The following is an 18112-nucleotide window of genomic DNA, read 5'->3' as shown; positions in this document are numbered from 1 at the left end:
TGCGGTGGGGGGGGTGCGGCGCCACCCCCGGGCCTGCTCGTTGCCGCCCGCGCCCGTCGCAGTCCGACGTTTTTGCGCGGTCCGCGCTCCTTTTTGGTCTAGACCTTGACAGGTCCAGACCATGTTCGCTTCAGTGGCCCTGGTTGCCGGCCCCCACCGCCCACGGCAACTCCCCCCACTGAAGGAGCAGTTCCGTGATACGTGCGCTTCGTCGCCGCGCCCTCGCCCTGGCAGCGGCCGCCGCGACCACCCTCGGTCTCGCCCTCGCGCTCCCCGCCTCCCCCGCCGCCGCGGCAGCGGCCTGCGCCGGCCCGTGGGCCGCCTCGGCCGTCTACACCAACGGCATGAGCGCCTCGTACGGCGGCCACAACTGGCAGGCGAAGTGGTGGACGCAGGGGGAGACCCCCGGCACCACCGGCCAGTGGGGGGTCTGGTCCGACCTCGGCGTCTGCGGCGGCAGCGGCGGCCAGGACCCCGATCCGGGCACCGGCAACCCTGCCGGATTCGTGGTCTCCGAGGCCCAGTTCAACTCGATGTTCCCGAACCGCAACCCCTTCTACACCTACGACGGCCTGGTCGCGGCCCTGTCCGCGTACCCGGCCTTCGCCACGACCGGCGACGACACGGTCAAGCGGCGCGAGGCCGCCGCCTTCCTGGCGAACGTCTCCCACGAGACCGGCGGGCTCGTGTACATCGTGGAGCAGAACACGGCCAACTACCCGCACTACTGCGATGCGAGCCGGCCCTACGGCTGCCCCGCGGGACAGGCCGCCTACTACGGCCGCGGCCCGATCCAGCTCAGCTGGAACTTCAACTACAAGGCGGCCGGCGACGCCCTCGGCATCAACCTGCTCGCCAACCCGTACCTGGTGGAACAGGATCCGTCCGTCGCGATGAAGACCGCGCTCTGGTACTGGAACACGCAGAACGGCCCCGGCACGATGACGGCCCACACCGCCATGGTCAGCGGCGCCGGCTTCGGTGAGACGATCCGCTCCATCAACGGCTCCCTGGAATGCAACGGCGGCAACCCCGCCCAGGTCCAGAGCCGGATCAACGCCTACCAGAGCTTCACGCAACTGCTGGGCGTGACCCCGGGCGACCGCCTGGGCTGCTGACCCGGCCGTCAGCGGCCCTGCAGCACCGTGGCCAGCTGCGCCCGGGAGCGCACTTCGAGCTTCTGGTAGATCCGGGTCAGCCGCGCCTCGACCGTCTTGACGCTGACGAACAGCTTGGCGGCCGCCTCCTGGTTGCTCGCCCCCTGGGCGACCAGGAGCGCCAGGCGGCGCTCCGCGTCCGTCAAGGCCGTCAGGGCGACGGCGGCGCCCGGTTCGGAGGCCTGCTCCCTGCCGTCGCCCGCGAGTTCGGCCCAGGGTTTGGCGCCGGCCTCGGCGAAGGTCGCGGCCGCCGCCAGGAGGGCTGCGCGGGCGGGTGCTCGGCGGCGCCTGCGGCGCTCGACCCGGGCGAGGGCGAGCAGCGTACGGCCGCGTTCCAGGGGCAGTTCGAGGGCGGCAAACCGCTGCGCGGTGTCCTCCAGCAAGGCCACGGCCTCGTCGGCGGCCCCGCGGGCGGACAGGCACAGGCCGCGCGCCCGGTCGAGGGCGGCCACCACGGAAGTCCGCCCGAGGTCCACGGCGACCCGGTGGACCTCGGCGAGCAGGGCGGCGGCCTCGTCGGGGGCGTCGGCGGCGACCAGCGCCTCGGCCAGCTCCCCGTGCCAGCGCAGGATGGACGGGTCGACGACCTGCTGGGCCTCCTCCAGTTCGGCGACCCGGCGCAGCGTGGCCACCGCCTTGGCGGCCTCCCCCGTGGCCAGTTCGACCAGCCCGAGCGCGTAGAGGCTGCGCGAGAGGAACACCTGGTCGTGCTCCTCCTCGGAGGCCTGGATGCCGCGGCGGGCGTATCCGGCGGCCCGCGCGAAGCCGCCGCCGGCGGACTCCGCCATGGCGGCGACGTACCAGGCGGGGCCGGGCGAGAGGCCCGCCTCGATGGTCAGCTCCAGCGCGCTGCGGGCGTGCGCGGACGCCACGGCGCACCTGCCCCTGCGCAGCTCGACCTCGGTGAGGCTGCGCAGCACCTCGAAGACGTCCTCTGCGGAGCCGGTGCGCCGGACGGCGGGCAGCAGCACCATCAGCTCGCGGCGGGCGGCGGCGAGGCGGTCGTCGAAGAGGGCGTGCCGGACGGCCAGGTACTGCGGCGCGTTGCGCATGCCGAGCGGCACCTCGGGCGCGGGCAGGGCCAGGGCCTCGGCGAGGATGTCCTCGGCGTCCGGGTCCCCGAGGATGCGGCCCATGCGGGCCCGTACGGTCAGCGCCATGGCCTCCGCGACCTGGTCGCCGCCCCGGGCGGCGAGCTCGCCGGCCTCGGCCGCCGCGTCGCGGGAGCGGACGGGGTCGCCGTCGCTCAGGTTGTACTTCGTGGCGATCCGCAGTTGCACCGCCGCCTGGAGGGCGGGGTCGCCCTCGGCGTCGGCCATGGCGTAGGCGAAGGTCTCGTCGAGGGCGGCGAGCGCCTGCCCGGCGGCGTCGATCACGGCGAGCCGGGCCCGTACCCGGTCGGCCGGCGAGGCGTCGCGGGCCAGTACGGCCCGGGTGGCCCGGCGGGCGAGGTCGGCGCGGCCGGCCCAGCCGGCGTCCTCGGCGGCGGCGACGAGCCGGGCCAGTTCCTCCCCGGCCCGGTCGGAAGGGGTGCGTTCGGCGGCCAGCAGGCCGAGTTCGGCGGCCAGCGCCCGCTGCCCCCGTCTACGGCAGGCCGCGGCGGCCTCGGTGATCTCGGCGGCGAGCCATTCGTCGGGGGTGTCGACGGCCAGGGCCCGGTGGCGTACGGCCTGGACGGGATCGTCGACGGCTCCGGCCAGCGCGGCGTGGCCGGCGGCGCGTTCGGGCCAGCCCGCGTCGGCGGCCAGGGCCATCGGCAGGGCCCCCGCGGTGAAGGAGACCGCTCCGTCCTCCCCCACGGTGACGAGCGCGGCCCGTTCGGCCTGGGCGAGCTCGGCCTCGGCGTCGGGGCGCCCGGCCCGGCGCAGCAGGGCGGTGGTCGGGCGCGCGGCGAGGGCGGCGAGCAGCAGGGTGCGGCGGGCCTGGGCGGGGGCTTCGGCGAGCAGTCGGCGGGCCACCTCGCGGGCCTGCCCGGACAGCGGCAGGCCGTCGGCGTGGTGGGCGCTGCCCTCGCGGGCCCCGGCGGCTTCGGCGAGGGAGTGGCCGAGGGCGAGGGCGAGGCGGGGGTTTCCGCCGCTGGCCTGGTGGATGCGGCCGGCGAGCCGGGCGGGCAGGCCGTGGCGGACGAGCAGTTCGGCCACCTGGTCGGCGCCGAGCGGGGGCACGCGGATCGCCGGGGTGCCGGGACCGCAGAGGGGTTCGGCCACCGGGGCGCCGCCCTGGACGCATTCCGCCACGAGGACCCGTACGCCGGGCGGGGTCAGCCGGAGGGCGAACCGGAGCAGATCGGCGCTTTCCGCGTCGAGCCACTGGGCGTTGTCGAGGGCGAGCAGGACGGGGCGTTGGGCGGCGAGGGTGCGCAGCACCTCGACGACGGCGAGGCGCAGCGCCACGTGGTCGCGGCCGGCCCGGGGCGCGTCGGTCTCGCGGCGCAGGAAGGCGATGGCCGTGCGCTGGGGCCCGGAGAGGCGTTCCAGCGCGGCGCAGGGCACGGAGGCGAGCAGGGCTGCGGCGGAGGCCTCGGGTATCCACTGGTCCGCAGCCTCGGGGGCGAGGTGGAGCACGGTCTCGTGGCGGTTTTCGGCCGCGGCCGCGATGGCGCGGACCACCTCGGTCTTGCCCGCGCCGGCGGGACCGGTGAGCAGCGCACGCCCGTGCGCGGTCAATGCCCGGTCGACCGCCTTGATCAGTTCACCGTGTCCGACGGTCGTGTCAGCGTGCCCCGTCGCCGCCACCACGCACAGCCACCAGCCTCTCGGTCCCCACACCTGTGCCCTACCTGTGAGAGGCGACAATACGAGGTCGGATGCCGGGTGGAACCGGATTGTGACGCAGAATTCAGTCAGCGGTCGGGAAAGCGCTGCGGACCTGCCGATACGCGGTGTATCAGCAGGTCCGCAGCGTTCACAAGGTCGGTACTACCGATCCCTCGCCAAGATCCCGGGGGATCCTCAGAAGCCGAGGCTCCAGGAGTCGATGAAGCCGGTGTCGCCCGCGGCGTTGTCGTTGACGCGGAGCTTCCAGGTGCCGTTGGCGACCTCCGAGGAGGCGTTCACGGTGTACTGCTGGTTGATGTTGTCGGTGCTGCCGCCCGCCCGGTTGTGCAGGGTGTAGACGGAGCCGTCCGGGGCCACCAGGTCGACCTTCAGGTCACCGATGTAGGTGTGCACGATGTTCACGTTGACCGCGAGGGCGGCCGGGGCGTTGCCGGCCACACCGCTGACGGTGATCGGGCTCTCCACGGTCGTGTTGTCACCGATGGACACGTTCGTGGTGTTCTCGAACGCCGTGGACGGGGTGGAGGTCACCGCGTTCACGGTGGCGGCCGCATCGGCCAGACCGGCGCCGCAGCCACCGGTGCAGGTGCCGGCCAGGGTGCGGGCGTTGGCCTTGATCGCGGACTCGACCTGCGCCGGGGTCAGCGAGGGCTTGGCGGCGACCATCAGGGCGGCGAGGCCCGCGACGTGCGGGGAGGCCATGCTGGTGCCCTGGTAGGGCTTGTAGATCTCCGAGCCCGGGGTGGTGGTGCCGGAGTTCAGCGTGGAGAGGATGCCGTTCTCGGGGGTGGTGACGGTGCCGGGCGTGTCCGTGGCGCGGCGGGTCTCACCGCCCGGGGCGGTGACGTCGATCTTCGCGCCGTAGTTGGAGTAGAAGGAGCGGTCGCCGGTGCGGTTGCTGGCGGCCACGGTGATCACGTTGTTGCAGCTGGCGGGCGTGAAGCCGCTCGCGTCCGCGTTGCTGTTGCCGGCGGCGACGACGACGGTCGTACCGCGGCCGACGGCGGCGTTGATCGCGTTCTGGTAGCTGCTGGAGCAGGTGCCGGAGCCGCCGAGGCTCATGTTGATCACCTTGGCGGGCGTGGCGTTCGCCGGGATGCCCGCGACGGAGCCGCCGGAGGCCCAGGTGATGGCGTCGACGATGTCCGAGGTGGCACCGCCGCACTTGCCGAGGACGCGGACGGGCTGGATCTTCGCGTTGTACGCGATGCCGGCGACGCCCTTGGCGTTGTTCGTGGCGGCGGCGATGGTGCCCGCCACGTGGGTGCCGTGCCAGGAGGAGCCGCTGGCGGTGGAGCCGGTGCCGCACTCGCCGGCCGCGCTCCAGTCGCCCTGGTCGGCCGGGTTGCTGTCGCGGCCGTTGCCGTCGCGGGCGGCGGTGGAGTCCGAGATGAAGTCGTAGCCGGCCACGATGTTCGGGGCCACGTCGGAGTGGGTCACGTAGCCGGTGTCGATGACGGCGACGGTGACGCCGGAGCCGGTGCTCTTGTCCCAGGCGGCAGGAACGTTCATGCCGGCGGTGGGCTCGAAGAGGTCCCACTGCTTGGCGTACTCGGTGTCGTTCGGGGTGGCCATGGCGTACGCGCGGGAGTCCGGCTCGACGTAGGCGACGTCCGGGTCGGCGCGGAACTGGGCCATCACCTTGGCCGCGTCGGCCGGGGCGGCGGCGCCGCCGAGGTTGACCAGTGCGGCACCGGTGCCGAGACGGCGGTCGAACTTGGCGTTCTTGCCGGCCTTCTTGCCCTTGGCGGCGGCGTCGTCGGCGGCGGCCGTGTTGGAGCTGGCCTCGGCGGCGGAGGACTTGTATCCGACGATCAGCTTCTCGACCGGCGCGGGCGCGGTGGGCGCGGCCGGGGCCGGGAGGGCCGAAGCGGCGGCCGGGGCGGGCTCGGCGGCGTTGACGGCGACGGCGGCGGTGGCGGAGCCGGCCAGCAGGGTGACGGACATCGCCACCACGGATATGAGCCTGCGTCTCGATGCGTGCACTGTGTTCCCTTTCGCGGGCCGGGTCCGGGCAGGCCGACACGGCCGGTTGGAGCTGTGTGGGAGGTGAGCCGGCGGCTACGGGGCCGGGGACGGGCTGGTCAGACCCGTCCCGGCCACCGCTGCTCGCCGCGTCGTCCCGGCCGCTTCGGCGGGGCAGGGACAACGGCGGTGCAGGCGGTCCCCCCGGCCTGACGGCTTCGCACCATGTGGGGTTGGGGCGGGGGCCGTTCGGGGCGGAAAGATCGCCGGTGGGCAGACAGTAGGCAACGCGGGGATGAACCCGATACGGGGAAAACCCTTGTCGACCCCCTCGCGCCCCTCTTACTTCCCCCTTACACCTGCTGGTGCCGACCCTAACGGGCCCCTTCAGCGGCCCTGCGGGCGGGGGTGGAGCCTGCGGAAGTACGTCCAGCTGGTCTCGTTCGGCTCCGTCCACTCCTGCGGTGCGTGCGCGAACTCGGGACGGTGGGCCGCGATGTGGGCGCGGGTGCGTTCGGGGACCTCGGCGTAGGAGCCGAGCTTGCGGCCGCGGCAGTGGAAGGTGAGGCCGCCCGGACGTGCGCCCTGTTCCATCCAGGGCAGCCACGGGGACATCCGGGTCCAGGACATGGTGCAGGGGACGCTCGGTGCGTCGGTGGTCAGCACCGTGCGGGGTGCGAAGAACTGGAACAGCTCCAGGGCGCGGTAGGTGTCGTCGGCGGAGTTCAGCGGGTAGTCGGCGACCGGGAGCGGCGAGGGGTACGCGAGCGGGATCTCCAGGCTGAAGCAGACCTGGTCGCCGAGCTCGGTCAAGGGGACCGGGAAGGGCCGCAGTCTCTGGTTGGCCGGGTCGTTCCAGACGTGGACCACCGGCTTGTCCTGCCAGGTGTCCAGGATCTCGCGCGTCCGCGGGTCCAGGTAGAAGGCGGCTTCGCGGGTCAGGAGCCGGAAGCCGCCGGTCTCCTCGTCCCCGGTCAGGCGGGCCACGTTGAGGCCTTCGAAGCCCAGGATCCTCTCGTAGGGCCGGCCGGGGGCCCAGGCGTGGACGTCCCCGGTCCACCAGAAGGTCACCTCGGCGCCGTCGAGCGAGGCTCGGGTGCGGGCGAGGGCGTACAGGAGCTCGGCGGGTGTCATGCCGCGTACTGTGCGCGAGCGCCGTCCGGCCGGGCAAGGAGGCGCGGCGCGCCCCGGAATGGCCGGAATTCGGCGGTTCGGCACCGCCCTGGACACGGCCCGGACACGGCGCCGGAGGGGCCCCGGGGAAGACGCCTGCCGCCCGGGCCGGCACGGCGCCGGCCGACATGTGGGATGCCAGGTTGACGCTGCGCCGGACACCGGCAACCGTGATCCGCATGGGGAATGAACACCGCCTGCTCACCCTGCTCGTCTGTCTGGTCCTGGGCGCCGGGCTGACTGCCGCGGCGCTCGGGGCCTCGCGGGCGTCCGGCGGGGGCGGATCATCCCCTTACGGTGCGCATGCCGGGGACTTCGTGGACATACGTGACGTACCGCCCACTTCCGACGATCCCCGGCCGAGCGGCCCCGACGCCTCGGCCGGCCGGGTGACGGTGGACTGCGGGCGCAACGAGGAGGGCCACTACAACGAGGACAACCTGGTGGTCTCCCCCGGACTGCGCTCCGGCGCCCACCACACCCACGCCTACGTGGGGAACCTGTCGACGGACGCCTCGTCGACGGAGGCCTCCTTGGCCGCCGCAGCGACCAGCTGCCACGGAGGCGACCGCTCCACGTACTACTGGCCGGTCCTGCGCCGCCCGGACCAGCCGGGCGCCGGCCCCCACGAGCACGCCGCGGGGCACGGCAACTCGGGCCGGATCGTGCCCGAGTCCGCGGTGTCCGTGGAGTTCCGCGGCAGTCCGGTCAGCAAGGTCGTGGCGATGCCCCGCTTCCTGCGGGCGATGACCGGCGACGCGGTGGCGTACACCGCCGGCAGCGCGGCCGGCGTCCGCGCCCGCTGGGGCTGCTCCGGCTCCCCCGACCGGCACACCACCAGCTATCCGCGCTGCCCCGCGGGGGACCGCCTCACCCGTACGCTCGTCTTCCCCAGCTGCTGGAACGGTCTGGACACCGCGAGCCCGGACCACCGCGCGCACCTCGTCTTCCCCGCCGCGGGCGGCGTCTGCCCGCAGGGCACCTTCCCCGTACCGCAGCTGCGCATCTCCCTCGCGTACGAGGTGCCCGCCGGGGCGCCCGTCGCCGTCGACTCCTTCCCCGAGCAGCGGCACAGCCCGCGGACGGACCACGCGATGTTCGTGAACGCCATGACGGACGGGCAGATGGCCGCTCTCGTCGACTGCCTCAACGAGGGCCTCACATGCCGCACCTGAGTGATGCGCGTCACATGAACCGGCCCCGGCCGGGCCGCGTGTTCTGACCGCACCACTGGGCGAGGAAGACGGAGAGGGTGAGATGGCCGGACCACTGTGGCCCCGTACGCGGCGGGGCTCGACCGACGAGGCACTGATCAGGTCGGTGTACGAGGAGCACGGCCACGCCCTGCTCGCCTACGCCACCCGGCTGACCGGGGACCGGGCCGCCGCCGAGGACGTCGTCCAGGAGACGCTGATCCGGGCCTGGCGGCACTCGGAGGTCCTGGTCAACGGAAAGGGATCGGTGCGCGGCTGGCTGCTGACGGTGGCCCGCAACATCATCACCGACCGCTACCGGGCCAAGGCGGCCCGCCCGGCGGAGGTCTCCGGCACGGCGGCCGCTCCCCCGGTGGAGGCCGACCACGCCGACGCGGTCGTGGACACCATGACCGTGATGGGCGCCCTGGACCGGCTCTCCCCGGAACACCGCGACGTGCTGAAGGAGTTGTACTACCGCCAGCTCAGTGTCGCCGAGGCCGCCGACAGCCTCGGCATTCCGGCGGGCACGGTCAAATCGCGCTCGCACTACGCGCTCAAGGCCCTGCGCGAGGCCTTCCGGGAGAACAGCGCCCGCGAGAGGAACGCCCGGCAGGGCAGACGAACGGGCAGGCCGCCCCAGCAGCCCGCCGGACTGCAGGAGGTGGTGGCATGAACCGGCAGCGGCACGAGGAGGAACAGCTCGGACCGTACGTCCTCGGTGTCCTCGACGCCCAGGACGCGCGCCGGGTCGAGGAGCACATGAGCGGCTGTGTGGAGTGCCGGGAGGAGGTGGCCGCGTTGCGGCAGATGGAGGCGGCATTGGGCGAGGTGCCCGCGGAGGCCTTCCTCGACGGCCCGCCCCAGGGCGGCGATCTGCTGTTGCAGCGGACGCTGCGGCAGGTGCGGGGCGAGGTGGCGGGCGCGCGGCGGCGCCGCCTGGCCCTCGCGGGGCTCGCCGCCGCGGCCTCGCTGGCGGCCGTGTTCTGGGCCGGGGCGCAACTGGGCGGCAGCGGCGAGACCGTCGCGCAGGTTCCCCCGCCGTCCCCGGCGGTCACGGCCCCCGCGTCCCCGACGGCGCCCGTTCCGGTGCCGGGCACGCGGGTGGCGTCCGCCACCGACGTCCGTACCGGCGCCCGGATGACCGTGCAGGTCACCCCGGCCGCCAAGTGGGTGCGGGTGCACGCGGCGGTGACCGGGGTGCCCTCGGGAGAGCGCTGCCGGCTGGTCGTGGTGGCCAAGGACGGTACGCGGACCACCGCGGGCGGCTGGGTCGTGGGCAGCCAGGACAACGGCGAGGGCAAGGGCGCGGCCCTGGACGGCTCGGCGGCGGTGGACCCCTCCCAGGTCAAGGAGGTCCTCGTCGAGAACGAGGCGGGCAAGGCCTTCGTCTCGGTACCGGTGCGCACGTAACGGTCCCGTCCCATCGGGCGATCCGGGAGGTCCGGCAGGTCCGGGCGGCCGCAGCGGCCGTCCGGACCTGCGCCGTTGCGCCCGATGGCGGCCGCGCCGCGATGCCGCGCCGGAGCCTGGGAAGCCCGGGAAGCAGCCCGGGAGGCCACGACGCACCGGGGAGTGCACAGCAGGGTGCGGAACCGGGAGTGAGGGGCCGGGCGTCTGAGGGACCGGGGGTGACGGACCGGTGGATGTCCCGGGATGTCCACCGGCCATACGGGCCGATCATCACATAGCGCTCCATGACATCCTGTGACGTCACAACTCGCCGGACGGGATCGGCGGACGTCCGGAACATATGGGGAAGGTGCATGAGGCTCTGCTTCCTGGTGGAGGAGCACTACCGCCACGACGGCATGCCGAACGAGGTGATCCGGCAACTGGTCGCGTGGGGCCACCGGGTGGACGTGGTGCGGCCGGGCGGATCGCTGCTGCGGATGACCGAGGTGGTGGCCTCGGGCACCCACGACGCCTGGGTGCTCAAGACGGTCTCCGGCGGGCCGGGGCTGACGCTGCTCGAAGCGGCGGCCGCCGCCGGGACGACCACGGTCAACGACGCCCGCTCGATCCGCGGTGTCCGGGACAAGGCGCTGGCCGCCGCCATCGGGCGCACCGGAAGCCTGCCGGTGCCGCCGACGTACGCGGTGGCGCGGCCGGAGCTGCTGAGGGAGATACCGGGCTCCGAGTACCCGCTCGTCGTCAAACCCGCGGACGGCAGCTCCGGGCGGGCGGTGCACCTGGTGTCCTCACCGGGGCGGCTGGAGGCCCTGCTGCCGGAGCTGGCGGGCGAGCACCTGCTCATCGCCCAGCCGTACGTGCCCAACTGCGGCACCGACATCAAGGTGTACGCGGTCGGCGGCGAGCTGTTCGCCACCGAGCGCTGCTCCCCGCTGCACCCGGACCCCGCGGTACGGGAGCGGCGGGTGCCGCTGTCGGCGGAGGTCGCCGCGATCGCCGCGCAGGTCGGGCAGGTGTACGGGCTCGACCTGTACGGGGTGGACGTGCTGCTGGGCCCGCACGGGCCGGTGGTGGTGGACGTGAACGACTTCCCGAGCTTCCGCCAGGTCCCCGATGCGGCGGCCCGGGTGGCGCGTGCGGTGCTCGGGCTGGCGGCGGCCGGTGGTGCGGCGGTCCGCCCCGAACCGTCGCCGCCGCGGGGGCTTGCGGTGTCGTTTCCCGCGCAGGCGACCGCTTCGCGGGTGGGCGAGGCCCGGTGAGGATCTGCCTGATCACTCCGGAGCCGGACCACCCGCTGCTGGCCGCGGCGACGGCGGTGCTGCGCGTCGGCGGACACCGGGTGGACTCGCTGGACCCGGCGGCGGCCGGGGCTGCGCCGGACGACCTGGCCGACGTGTACCTGCTCAAGTCCAGGACCGCGCAGGCGCTGGCCCTGGCCGAGGAGCTGGAGCGGCGCGGGGCGCCGGTGGTCAACTCGGCAGCGGCGACGGCGCTCTGCCAGGACCGCACGGCGATGGCGGAGCTGGCCGTGGCGGCGGGACTGCCGTTCGCGGGGACCCGTACGTACGACACCCTCTCGGGCTGGGCGTCCGGCGGGCCGCTGCGCTCCCCCGTGGTCGTCAAGAGCCGCTACAGCCGCCGGGAGGACCTGGTGGCCCGGGTCGACGACCCGGTGCGGCTGCGGGAGCTGGCGCAGGCCTGGCCCGAGGAGCCGGTGGTGGTCCAGGAGTTCACCCCGAACAGCGGCTGGGACCACAAACTGTGGGCGATCGGGGACCGGCTCTTCGCCGCCCTGCGCCGCTCCGAGCTCGCACCCGGGAGCGAGAGGGGCCCGGCCCGGACCCTCGCCGTGGCCGGACTCCCGGACGGCTGGGCGGAGCTGGTGCGCCGGGCCGGGGAGGTGTTCGCGCTGGACGTCTACGGGGTCGACGTCATCGACTCGGGCGGCGGCACCCCGCTGATCGTGGACGTCAACGCCTTTCCCGGGATCCGGGGGCAGGCCGGCGCGCCGCAGGCCCTGGCGTCGTTGGCGCTGCGCCGGGCCCGCGACGGGAGGATCGGCGCCGGCAGTGCCGGCAGGGGCCGGTGAGGCCCGGACAGGCGGAATCGGCACAGCGGACGCGTGTCGGCGGGGCGGGACCGCCGCGCGCACGGTGAGGATCGGCGGATGGGCATCGCCTTGCCGGTCTTCTGCGCGCTGTTCGCGGCCTTCAGCAACGCGCTGGCCACCGTGCTCCAGCGCCGGGCCGCGCTGACCGTGCCGCAGAGCAAGGGCTTCCGCCTCGGACTCGTCCTCGACCTGCTGAAACGGCCCGGCTGGCTCTTCGGGATCCTGGCCGTGATCGCGGCCGGAGTGGGCCAGGCCGCGGCCCTGGCCACGGGCCCGCTGGTCCTCGTACAGCCGCTGTTCGTACTGGAATTGCCGCTCGCGCTGATGATCGCCTCGCTCGCGGCGCGGCAGCGGCTGCGGGGCGCGCTGTGGCTGTCCGTGGCGGCGGTGGTCGTCGGGCTGGGGGTGGCGCTGGTCGCGGCCTCGCCCGAAGGGAACCGCACCCACGTACCGCTCGACCGGTGGTTCCCTGCGCTCGGGGCCTGCGCGGGCGCGGTGGTGGCGCTGGCGGCGGCCGGGCTGCGGCGACCGCCGGGACGGGCCCGGGCCGGCTGCCTGGGCGCGGCGACCGCCATCTGCTACGCCCTGACGGCCGCCCTGATGAAGGACTCCGTGCCCCTGCTCGGCGAGGGCGGTGTCGGCGCGTTCCTGACCGCCTGGCAGACGTACGCCTTCGGAGCGACCGGCATCTGCGCCCTGCTGCTGCTCGAACACGCCATGCAGGGCGGCCCGCTGGTGGCCTCGCAGCCCGCGCTGACGCTGGGCGACGCGAGCGTCAGCGTGATGCTCGGGGTCGTGCTGTACGAGGAGCACCTGCGGTCGGGGTGGTGGGTGCTGCTCCAGGTGCTGGGGATCGCCCTGATCTGCGCGGGGGTCCTGGCCCTGGCACGGGCGGGCGAGGGCGCGCCCTGACGTCCCGGTGCCCGGTCATGGGCGGTCGCCCCGGGGCGGCCTGCGCGGGGCGGCTGCCCGGGCCTGGGCTACGATCACCGCGCACTGATCAGATGACTTTCCAGGAGGTGGCCGGTGGGCGTCAGCCCTCACGGCAGAGTGCCGGTGTCCATGACCGCGCTGTGCGTACGCGGTGTGCTGGTGGGCGGGGTGCTCGCAGGCAGTCTGCTGCTCGCCGGGTGCTCCGGGAGCAAGGCCCCGACCGCGGACAAGCCGGGCCCGCCGAGCACGAGCCCGAGCCCGAGCCCGAGTGCGAGCGCGACGGCGTCCCCTTCCGCGACGACGCCCACGGCGGCTGCGACCGCTTCCCCGGCCGAGCCGGACGAGACGCCGGCTCCGGGGGCCACCCCCGGCGCGCGCCCGAAGACCTCCACCGCCCCCCGCACGGCGCAGGTCCCGCAGAACCCCTACCGCGGCCCCAACCCGCCCCCGGCGCCGCCGCACACCCCGACGCCGGACTGGACGCCGTGGAAGCCGGACCTGAACGACCCCTCGATCCCGACGTACACGGTGCCGCCCCTGCCGTAGGACCGGCGCGGGGCGTACGGCCGGTCAGGCCTCGCGCAGGCCCGTGACCTCGCGGACGTGGCGCAGGCTGGGGCCGAGCAGGACGGCGTGGAGCTCCTGGAAGAGCCGGCGGGCCGCCACCGCGTTCCAGTCGGCCGGCAGCAGCTCGCTCGGCAGTCCGGGGTCGAGGTAGGGCAGGCGGCGCCACTGGGTGAGCAGCGGAACGTAGTGGCGGAACGCCTCGGCCGCGGCGGGCTCCCCCTCGGCCGCCAGCCGCGCCGCCACCGGCGCGTAGGTGTCGGTGAAGGCGGCGTACTGCGTCTGGATGGCGGGGAAGTCCCACCAGGAACCGACCGTCTCCGGCAGGTCGCTGAAGGCGGCGTACTCGGCGGCGAACAGGTGCACGTACCCGCTGAGGCCGAGCCGGACGAGCATGCTGCGGGCGTCGTCGAGGAGCCGTCCGGGGGCCAGCCACACGCCCGGGGCGATGTTGCCGAAGCCGAGCCAGGTCAGCCGGGTGCGCAACTGGTAGCGGTGGGAGCGCTCGGACTCCGGTACGGAGAAGACGGCCATGGCCCAGCCGTCGGCGAGGTCGGCGGGTTCGAGGCTGGTGAAGATCCGGCGGTCGCCCTCGTCGAAGACGGCGTGGACGGCCGGGCTGAGGCGGTAGCCGGTGGCGCCCCGGCGCTCCGGTTCGAGGACCCCGCGCTTCTTGAGCCGCGAGATCGCCGAGCGCACCGCCGGGCCGTCGACGTCCAGCTCCGCCATCAGGGTGATCAGGTCGGCGATGGAGATCCAGCAGCCGAGGCGGCGCAGGAACGCTCCGTAGACCGTGTTGATCAACGAGCTGGGCCTGAGGGGGCTGTCCGACATGATCGCCTTCCGTTGTACGCGGTCGCGATCATATCGGCGCGCCGCCCCCTGAGGCCCTTGGCCCCTGGCGGCCCTTGGCCCGGGAGCCCTCCGGCTGCGGCTCCCGCCCCCTACGAGGGCAGGGGTGCCTCGGCGTAGGCGCCGGAGAGCAGGTGTCCCGCGCCCGGCGCGAAGGCCGGCAGGTCCAGGGCCCGCAGCATCTGGTGGGCGGTGCACACGGCCGCGGACACCACCGGCTTGCCCAGCAGCTGTTCGGCTTCCTCGATGGCACCGAGCGAGGGCATCTGCACGCACGCGGAGAGCACGACCGCGTCGGCGTCGGCGTGGTCCAGGGCCCGCGCGAGGGCGGGCAGACGGGCCGGGTCGTGCGCGGCCACGTCCAGGTTGTCGGGGATCTCCAGGGCCTCGTAGTCGAGGACCTCGATGCCCTCGTGGGTCAGGTAGTCCACCACGGTCCGGGTCAGGGGCCGCATGTACGGCGCGAGCAGGGCGATCTTCCGGGCGCCGATCGTGTGCAGTCCGTGCACCAGGGCCCCCGCGCTGGTCACGACCGGGGCGGGGGCGCCGTTCTCCGCCGTACGGGCGTGCAACCGCTCCTGGGAGACCCGGTGGTAGCCCAGGCCCATGCTCATGATGGCGACGAGGCAGGCGTAGCCGAGGACGTCGACCCGGGCGTCGGACAGCTCCTGCGCGCAGCGGTCGGAGTCGGCGTCCATCGCTTTGAGCTGTTCGGGCGTCACGTGGGTCATGCGCATCCGGCTGGAGTGGAAGGTGAACCGCTCTTCGGGGGCGACGGCTTGGCGGGCGCGCAGGATGGCGGGGATCTCCGTCTCCATGGTGACGTTGGAACTCGGCACGATCTGGCCGATGCGGTAGGTGCGGGGCGGCACGGGCACTCCTGGGGTGGGCGGGGTCGGCGGGGCGGTTCAGCGGGCGTCGACGACGGGGTTGGCGAGGGTGCCGATTCCCTCGACGGTCGCCTCGACCGTGTCACCGGGGAGCAGGAACTGCGGCGGCACCATGCCGGCGCCCACCCCGGAGGGTGATCCCGTCGCGATGACGTCGCCGGGCTCCAGGGTCATGCCGGAGCTGATGTCGGCGATGAGCCGGGCGATGGGGAAGAGCATGTGCCGGGTGTTCGACTTCTGCTTGGTGACCCCGTTGACGCGCAGCGACAGGTCCAGGTTCATGGGGTCGGGGATCGCGTCCGCCGTGACGACGACCGGGCCGAAGGGCGCGTACGAGTCCTGCCCCTTGGAGAAGAACCACTGGCCGGAGCGGCGCTGGTCGCGGGCGCTGATGTCGTTGACGATGCTGAAGCCGAAGACGTGGTCGTACGCGTCCTCCTCGGTCACCCGGGACGCGGTGCGGCCGATGACGACGGCGAGTTCGCACTCCCAGTCCAGCTGCGCGGTGAGGTTCCCGTTGTGCAGGATGGGCGCGCCGGGGCCGGTGACCGCGGTGGAGGGCTTGCCGAACAGGACCGGGCGGGGCGGCAGTTCCTCGTCGGTGTCCAGGCTGCGGCTGGACTCCTCCACGTGCTCCACGTAGTTGAGGCCGACTCCGATGATCTTTCCCGGGCGCAGCGGTGCGCACAGGGTGACCTCGTCCAGCGGGTGGACCGCATGGGCCGGCCGCGCCCCGCGCAGCAGCCGCCGGGCGGTCTCGCGGGCGGCGTCCCCCGCCCGGACGAGGGAGAGCAGGTCCTGCGGGAAGGGCAGGCCGGCGTGGTCGGCCAGGGCGGCGAGGTCGACGACGTGGCCGTCGGTCTCCGCGCCCAGGCGTCCGGCGGTGGGGCGGGCGGCGGTGGTGTAGGTGAGCAGGCGCATGGTGGGGCTCCTCCGGTGGGGGTCGGGTCAGGCGGTGACGGGCTGGTGGCCGCCGTGCTCCGCGTACGCCTCTTCGCGGTGGAAGCCGAGGGAGCGCATGACGGGGAAGTCGTTGAAGGAGAACAGGCAGGCGTCCTCGGCGGGATCGAGGTTGTGGTGTTCGTGCCAGGCCCAGGACGGGACGCAGAAGACGTCGCCCCGGCGCCACTCGAACCGCCGTCCGGCGATGACGGAGACTCCCCGGCCCTTGGCCGCCGTGTAGATCACCGATCCGGTGTGCCGGTGGGCCAGGGTGGCCTGGCCGGGGCGCAGCAGCTGCATGTGGGCTCCCATGGTGGGCATGACGGAGCCGCCGGTGAGCGGGTTGGCGTACTCGGCGATGACCCCGTCGTACGGGGAGCCCCCGGTCGTCTTCGCGAGGTCCAGCAGGGCCTGGTAGGTGGGCTCCCACGGGTAGGCGAGCAGCGGCGAGTACGGCCGGGTCCACCGCTCCGAGCCGTACGGGAGCAGGTGGGCCCCGTAGGTCAGGACGGAGGAGTTGATGACCTTCCCGGGGGTCTGGTACAGCTCGGGGTGGACCTCGTAGAAGCCCGCGTCCAGGGCGTTGACCAGGGGGATGTCGAGTCCGTCCTGCCAGATGACCGGAGCGTCGTCGGCGTCGTTGCCGTGTTCGTGCCAGGTGCCGTTCGGGGTGATCGCGAAGTCACGCGGGCCGACCTTGAGCTTCTGGCCGTCGACGATCGTCCAGGCGCCGGTGCCTTCGTGGACGAAGCGCAGGGCCGCGGCCTGGTGGCGGTGGGCGGTCATGGCCTCCCCCGGGCCCATGATCTGCAGGCCGGTGTAGAGCAGGCCGGCGGCGGCGCTGACGTCCTTGCGGCCGGGGTTGACGAGCATGACCACGCGGCGGCCCGCGTCGTCGGCCTTGACGAGGCCGAGGGCCTTGTGGACCAGGGGCCGCAGCTCCTCGTAGCGCCACAGCACGGGGACGGAACGGGGCTGCGGGTACCAGGGTTCGATCTCGTTGGCGACGGTCCACAGCGCGCCGGCGTCGAGGGCGCCGAGTTCGGCGTAGTACGCCGAGAGTTCGGGGGTGTCGGACACCCGGGCGCGGCCGAGGGCGGTGTCGTCCTGCTCGGTGGTCATACGTCCTCCTCAGGGGTGGTGGCCGGGGGGCCTGCGGGCGGCGCGGTGAAGGTCACCGGCGGGCGGGGGCGGTTGTCGACTTCGAGGCGGAAGACGTCGAAGCGGTTGTAGTGGCCGGTGATGTCGTGCATCTGCTTGGGCTGGATGCACCGGCCGAGGTCGATCTCGCCGTAGACGATGCCCTCGTCGTCGACGAGGGGTTCGGTGACGGGGCGGCCGTCGGGGCCGAAGATCCCGGACAGGGCGCTGCGCGGCCGGTCGAACAGGGCGCGCAGCTCCTCGTCGTCCCCGGCGAGGGTGTCGGTGATCTCCGGGGAGATGGTGGAACAGGCCACGACGGAGAACACCTTGCCCTCGAAGCTGTGGGCGGCGGTACGGACGGCGATGGCGTCGGCCATGTCGTAGTCCGCGGGGGCCACGGGCAGGGCGATGTAGCAGGAGGCGTGGACCAGTTCGCCCTGGGCGAGCAGGGCGAAGCGGGCCAGGGTGTTGGTGTTCTCGCCGCAGGCGAGGGCGCCGAGCGGCCCGACGGGGGTGCGGTGCACGCGCAGGGAGCTGCCGTCGCCGCCGGTCCAGGTGAGCTTCTCCGCCCAGGTGGGGACCAGCTTGCGGTGCACGCCGAGGAGTTCGCCGTCGGCGCCGATGGTGAGCAGGGTGTTGTAGAGGACGCCGAGGCTGTGCGGGGCGCGCTCGTTGACCCCGATCACGAGGACGACCCCGTGCCGGCGGGCCGCGGCGCGCAGGGCGTCGACGTACGGTCCGGGGACGTCGACGGAGGCGCGGTGGAGGCGCTCGAACCAGGGCGAGCCCTGGACCGGGTTCATCGTCCAGTTCCAGTAGGGGTAGCCGGGGACGAACGCCTCGGGGAAGACGACGAGTTCTGCGCCGGCGGCCGCCGCCTGTGCGATCAGGGCGACCGCCTTGTCGACGGTGGCGGCGGGGTCGAGGTAGACGGGCGCGGCCTGCACGGCCGCGGCGGTGAAGCGGGGAAGGCTCCCCGGGGGCAGGGTGGGCATACGGG

General features: G+C 74.0%; 16 protein-coding genes. 8 read left to right on the top strand and 8 right to left on the bottom strand.

All coding sequences use genetic code 11. The annotated features are described in order from the left end of the window. Window positions 1-227: 227 nt before the first annotated feature. Window positions 228-1118, top strand: a complete 891-nt coding sequence (locus ABZ128_RS28205) for a glycoside hydrolase family 19 protein (protein WP_356851798.1) — start codon at window positions 228-230, stop codon at window positions 1116-1118. Window positions 1119-1126: 8 nt separating this feature from the next. Here ABZ128_RS28205 and ABZ128_RS28200 read toward each other — a convergent pair whose 3' ends face one another. From ABZ128_RS28200 to ABZ128_RS28190, 3 genes are all read right to left on the bottom strand, one after another. After that, window positions 1127-3925, bottom strand: coding sequence for a LuxR family transcriptional regulator (locus ABZ128_RS28200; RefSeq protein WP_356851786.1), 2799 nt, complete (start codon window positions 3923-3925; stop codon window positions 1127-1129). 183 nt (window positions 3926-4108) lie between these two features. Then, window positions 4109-5881, bottom strand: coding sequence for a S8 family serine peptidase (locus ABZ128_RS28195; protein ID WP_356851797.1), 1773 nt, complete (start codon window positions 5879-5881; stop codon window positions 4109-4111). Window positions 5882-6286: 405 nt separating this feature from the next. After that, a complete protein-coding gene (locus ABZ128_RS28190; protein WP_356851785.1) occupies window positions 6287-7033 on the bottom strand; it encodes a DUF1838 family protein in 747 nt (248 codons plus the stop codon). Window positions 7034-7251: 218 nt separating this feature from the next. On the opposite strand from ABZ128_RS28190, the gene ABZ128_RS28185 reads away from it, so the two are divergent. The 7 genes from ABZ128_RS28185 to ABZ128_RS28155 all read left to right on the top strand — a co-directional run bounded on the left by ABZ128_RS28185 (window position 7252) and on the right by ABZ128_RS28155 (window position 13267). Then, window positions 7252-8247, top strand: coding sequence for a DUF1996 domain-containing protein (locus ABZ128_RS28185; protein WP_356851783.1), 996 nt, complete (start codon window positions 7252-7254; stop codon window positions 8245-8247). Between the two features lie 82 nt (window positions 8248-8329). Further along, complete coding sequence (locus tag ABZ128_RS28180) at window positions 8330-8941, top strand: sigma-70 family RNA polymerase sigma factor (RefSeq protein ID WP_356851781.1); 612 nt, start codon at window positions 8330-8332, stop codon at window positions 8939-8941. Continuing rightward, a complete protein-coding gene (locus ABZ128_RS28175) occupies window positions 8938-9678 on the top strand; it encodes a zf-HC2 domain-containing protein (RefSeq protein WP_356851780.1) in 741 nt (246 codons plus the stop codon). Before ABZ128_RS28180 ends, ABZ128_RS28175 begins: the two co-directional genes overlap by 4 nt. Window positions 9679-10031: 353 nt before the next feature. Next, the gene (locus ABZ128_RS28170; RefSeq protein WP_356851779.1) at window positions 10032-10937 is read left to right on the top strand and encodes a hypothetical protein; all 906 of its coding nucleotides are present in this window, start codon (window positions 10032-10034) and stop codon (window positions 10935-10937) included. Next, window positions 10934-11767, top strand: coding sequence for an alpha-L-glutamate ligase (locus tag ABZ128_RS28165; RefSeq protein WP_356851777.1), 834 nt, complete (start codon window positions 10934-10936; stop codon window positions 11765-11767). Before ABZ128_RS28170 ends, ABZ128_RS28165 begins: the two co-directional genes overlap by 4 nt. A gap of 78 nt (window positions 11768-11845) precedes the next feature. Then, window positions 11846-12700 carry a DMT family transporter gene (locus ABZ128_RS28160; protein ID WP_356851775.1) on the top strand — a complete coding sequence of 285 codons (855 nt, stop codon included), beginning with the start codon at window positions 11846-11848 and terminating at the stop codon, window positions 12698-12700. A gap of 114 nt (window positions 12701-12814) precedes the next feature. Beyond that, window positions 12815-13267: a hypothetical protein gene (locus ABZ128_RS28155; RefSeq protein WP_356851773.1), complete on the top strand. Its 453-nt coding sequence runs from the start codon at window positions 12815-12817 to the stop codon at window positions 13265-13267. Window positions 13268-13291: 24 nt separating this feature from the next. On the opposite strand, the gene ABZ128_RS28150 is transcribed toward ABZ128_RS28155, so the two are convergent. From ABZ128_RS28150 to ABZ128_RS28130, 5 genes are all read right to left on the bottom strand, one after another. Continuing rightward, window positions 13292-14119 (bottom strand): PaaX family transcriptional regulator C-terminal domain-containing protein, encoded by an 828-nt coding sequence (locus ABZ128_RS28150; protein ID WP_356851772.1) that lies wholly within the window; start codon window positions 14117-14119, stop codon window positions 13292-13294. A 110-nt stretch (window positions 14120-14229) separates the two neighbouring features. Then, on the bottom strand, window positions 14230-14955 hold the full coding sequence (locus tag ABZ128_RS28145) for an Asp/Glu racemase (protein WP_356851796.1): 726 nt from the start codon (window positions 14953-14955) through the stop codon (window positions 14230-14232). 90 nt (window positions 14956-15045) lie between these two features. Continuing rightward, complete coding sequence (locus tag ABZ128_RS28140) at window positions 15046-15948, bottom strand: fumarylacetoacetate hydrolase family protein (protein ID WP_356851770.1); 903 nt, start codon at window positions 15946-15948, stop codon at window positions 15046-15048. A gap of 27 nt (window positions 15949-15975) precedes the next feature. After that, window positions 15976-17091, bottom strand: coding sequence for a cupin domain-containing protein (locus ABZ128_RS28135; RefSeq protein WP_356851768.1), 1116 nt, complete (start codon window positions 17089-17091; stop codon window positions 15976-15978). Continuing rightward, on the bottom strand, window positions 17088-18107 hold the full coding sequence (locus ABZ128_RS28130; RefSeq protein WP_356851766.1) for a carbon-nitrogen hydrolase family protein: 1020 nt from the start codon (window positions 18105-18107) through the stop codon (window positions 17088-17090). The genes ABZ128_RS28135 and ABZ128_RS28130 overlap by 4 nt, the downstream gene beginning before the upstream one ends. Window positions 18108-18112 lie beyond the last annotated feature (5 nt).

Source organism: Streptomyces sp. NPDC006326, from assembly GCF_040612915.1.
Lineage (GTDB): Bacteria > Actinomycetota > Actinomycetes > Streptomycetales > Streptomycetaceae > Streptomyces.
Note: the sequence above shows the minus strand (reverse complement) of the source record. Positions and strands in the feature narration are given on the sequence as shown.

Bases quoted from the DNA above. Each gene is read 5' to 3' on its own strand.
- ABZ128_RS28195 (WP_356851797.1), bottom strand. From the start codon at position 5,881: ATGTCCGTCACCCTGCTGGCCGGCTCCGCCACCGCCGCCGTCGCCGTC.
- ABZ128_RS28190 (WP_356851785.1), bottom strand. From the start codon at position 7,033: ATGACACCCGCCGAGCTCCTGTACGCCCTCGCCCGCACCCGAGCCTCG.
- ABZ128_RS28185 (WP_356851783.1), top strand. From the start codon at position 7,252: ATGGGGAATGAACACCGCCTGCTCACCCTGCTCGTCTGTCTGGTCCTG.
- ABZ128_RS28180 (WP_356851781.1), top strand. From the start codon at position 8,330: ATGGCCGGACCACTGTGGCCCCGTACGCGGCGGGGCTCGACCGACGAG.
- ABZ128_RS28175 (WP_356851780.1), top strand. From the start codon at position 8,938: ATGAACCGGCAGCGGCACGAGGAGGAACAGCTCGGACCGTACGTCCTC.
- ABZ128_RS28170 (WP_356851779.1), top strand. From the start codon at position 10,032: ATGAGGCTCTGCTTCCTGGTGGAGGAGCACTACCGCCACGACGGCATG.
- ABZ128_RS28160 (WP_356851775.1), top strand. From the start codon at position 11,846: ATGGGCATCGCCTTGCCGGTCTTCTGCGCGCTGTTCGCGGCCTTCAGC.
- ABZ128_RS28150 (WP_356851772.1), bottom strand. From the start codon at position 14,119: ATGTCGGACAGCCCCCTCAGGCCCAGCTCGTTGATCAACACGGTCTAC.
- ABZ128_RS28145 (WP_356851796.1), bottom strand. From the start codon at position 14,955: ATGGAGACGGAGATCCCCGCCATCCTGCGCGCCCGCCAAGCCGTCGCC.
- ABZ128_RS28140 (WP_356851770.1), bottom strand. From the start codon at position 15,948: ATGCGCCTGCTCACCTACACCACCGCCGCCCGCCCCACCGCCGGACGC.
- ABZ128_RS28135 (WP_356851768.1), bottom strand. From the start codon at position 17,091: ATGACCACCGAGCAGGACGACACCGCCCTCGGCCGCGCCCGGGTGTCC.
- ABZ128_RS28130 (WP_356851766.1), bottom strand. From the start codon at position 18,107: ATGCCCACCCTGCCCCCGGGGAGCCTTCCCCGCTTCACCGCCGCGGCC.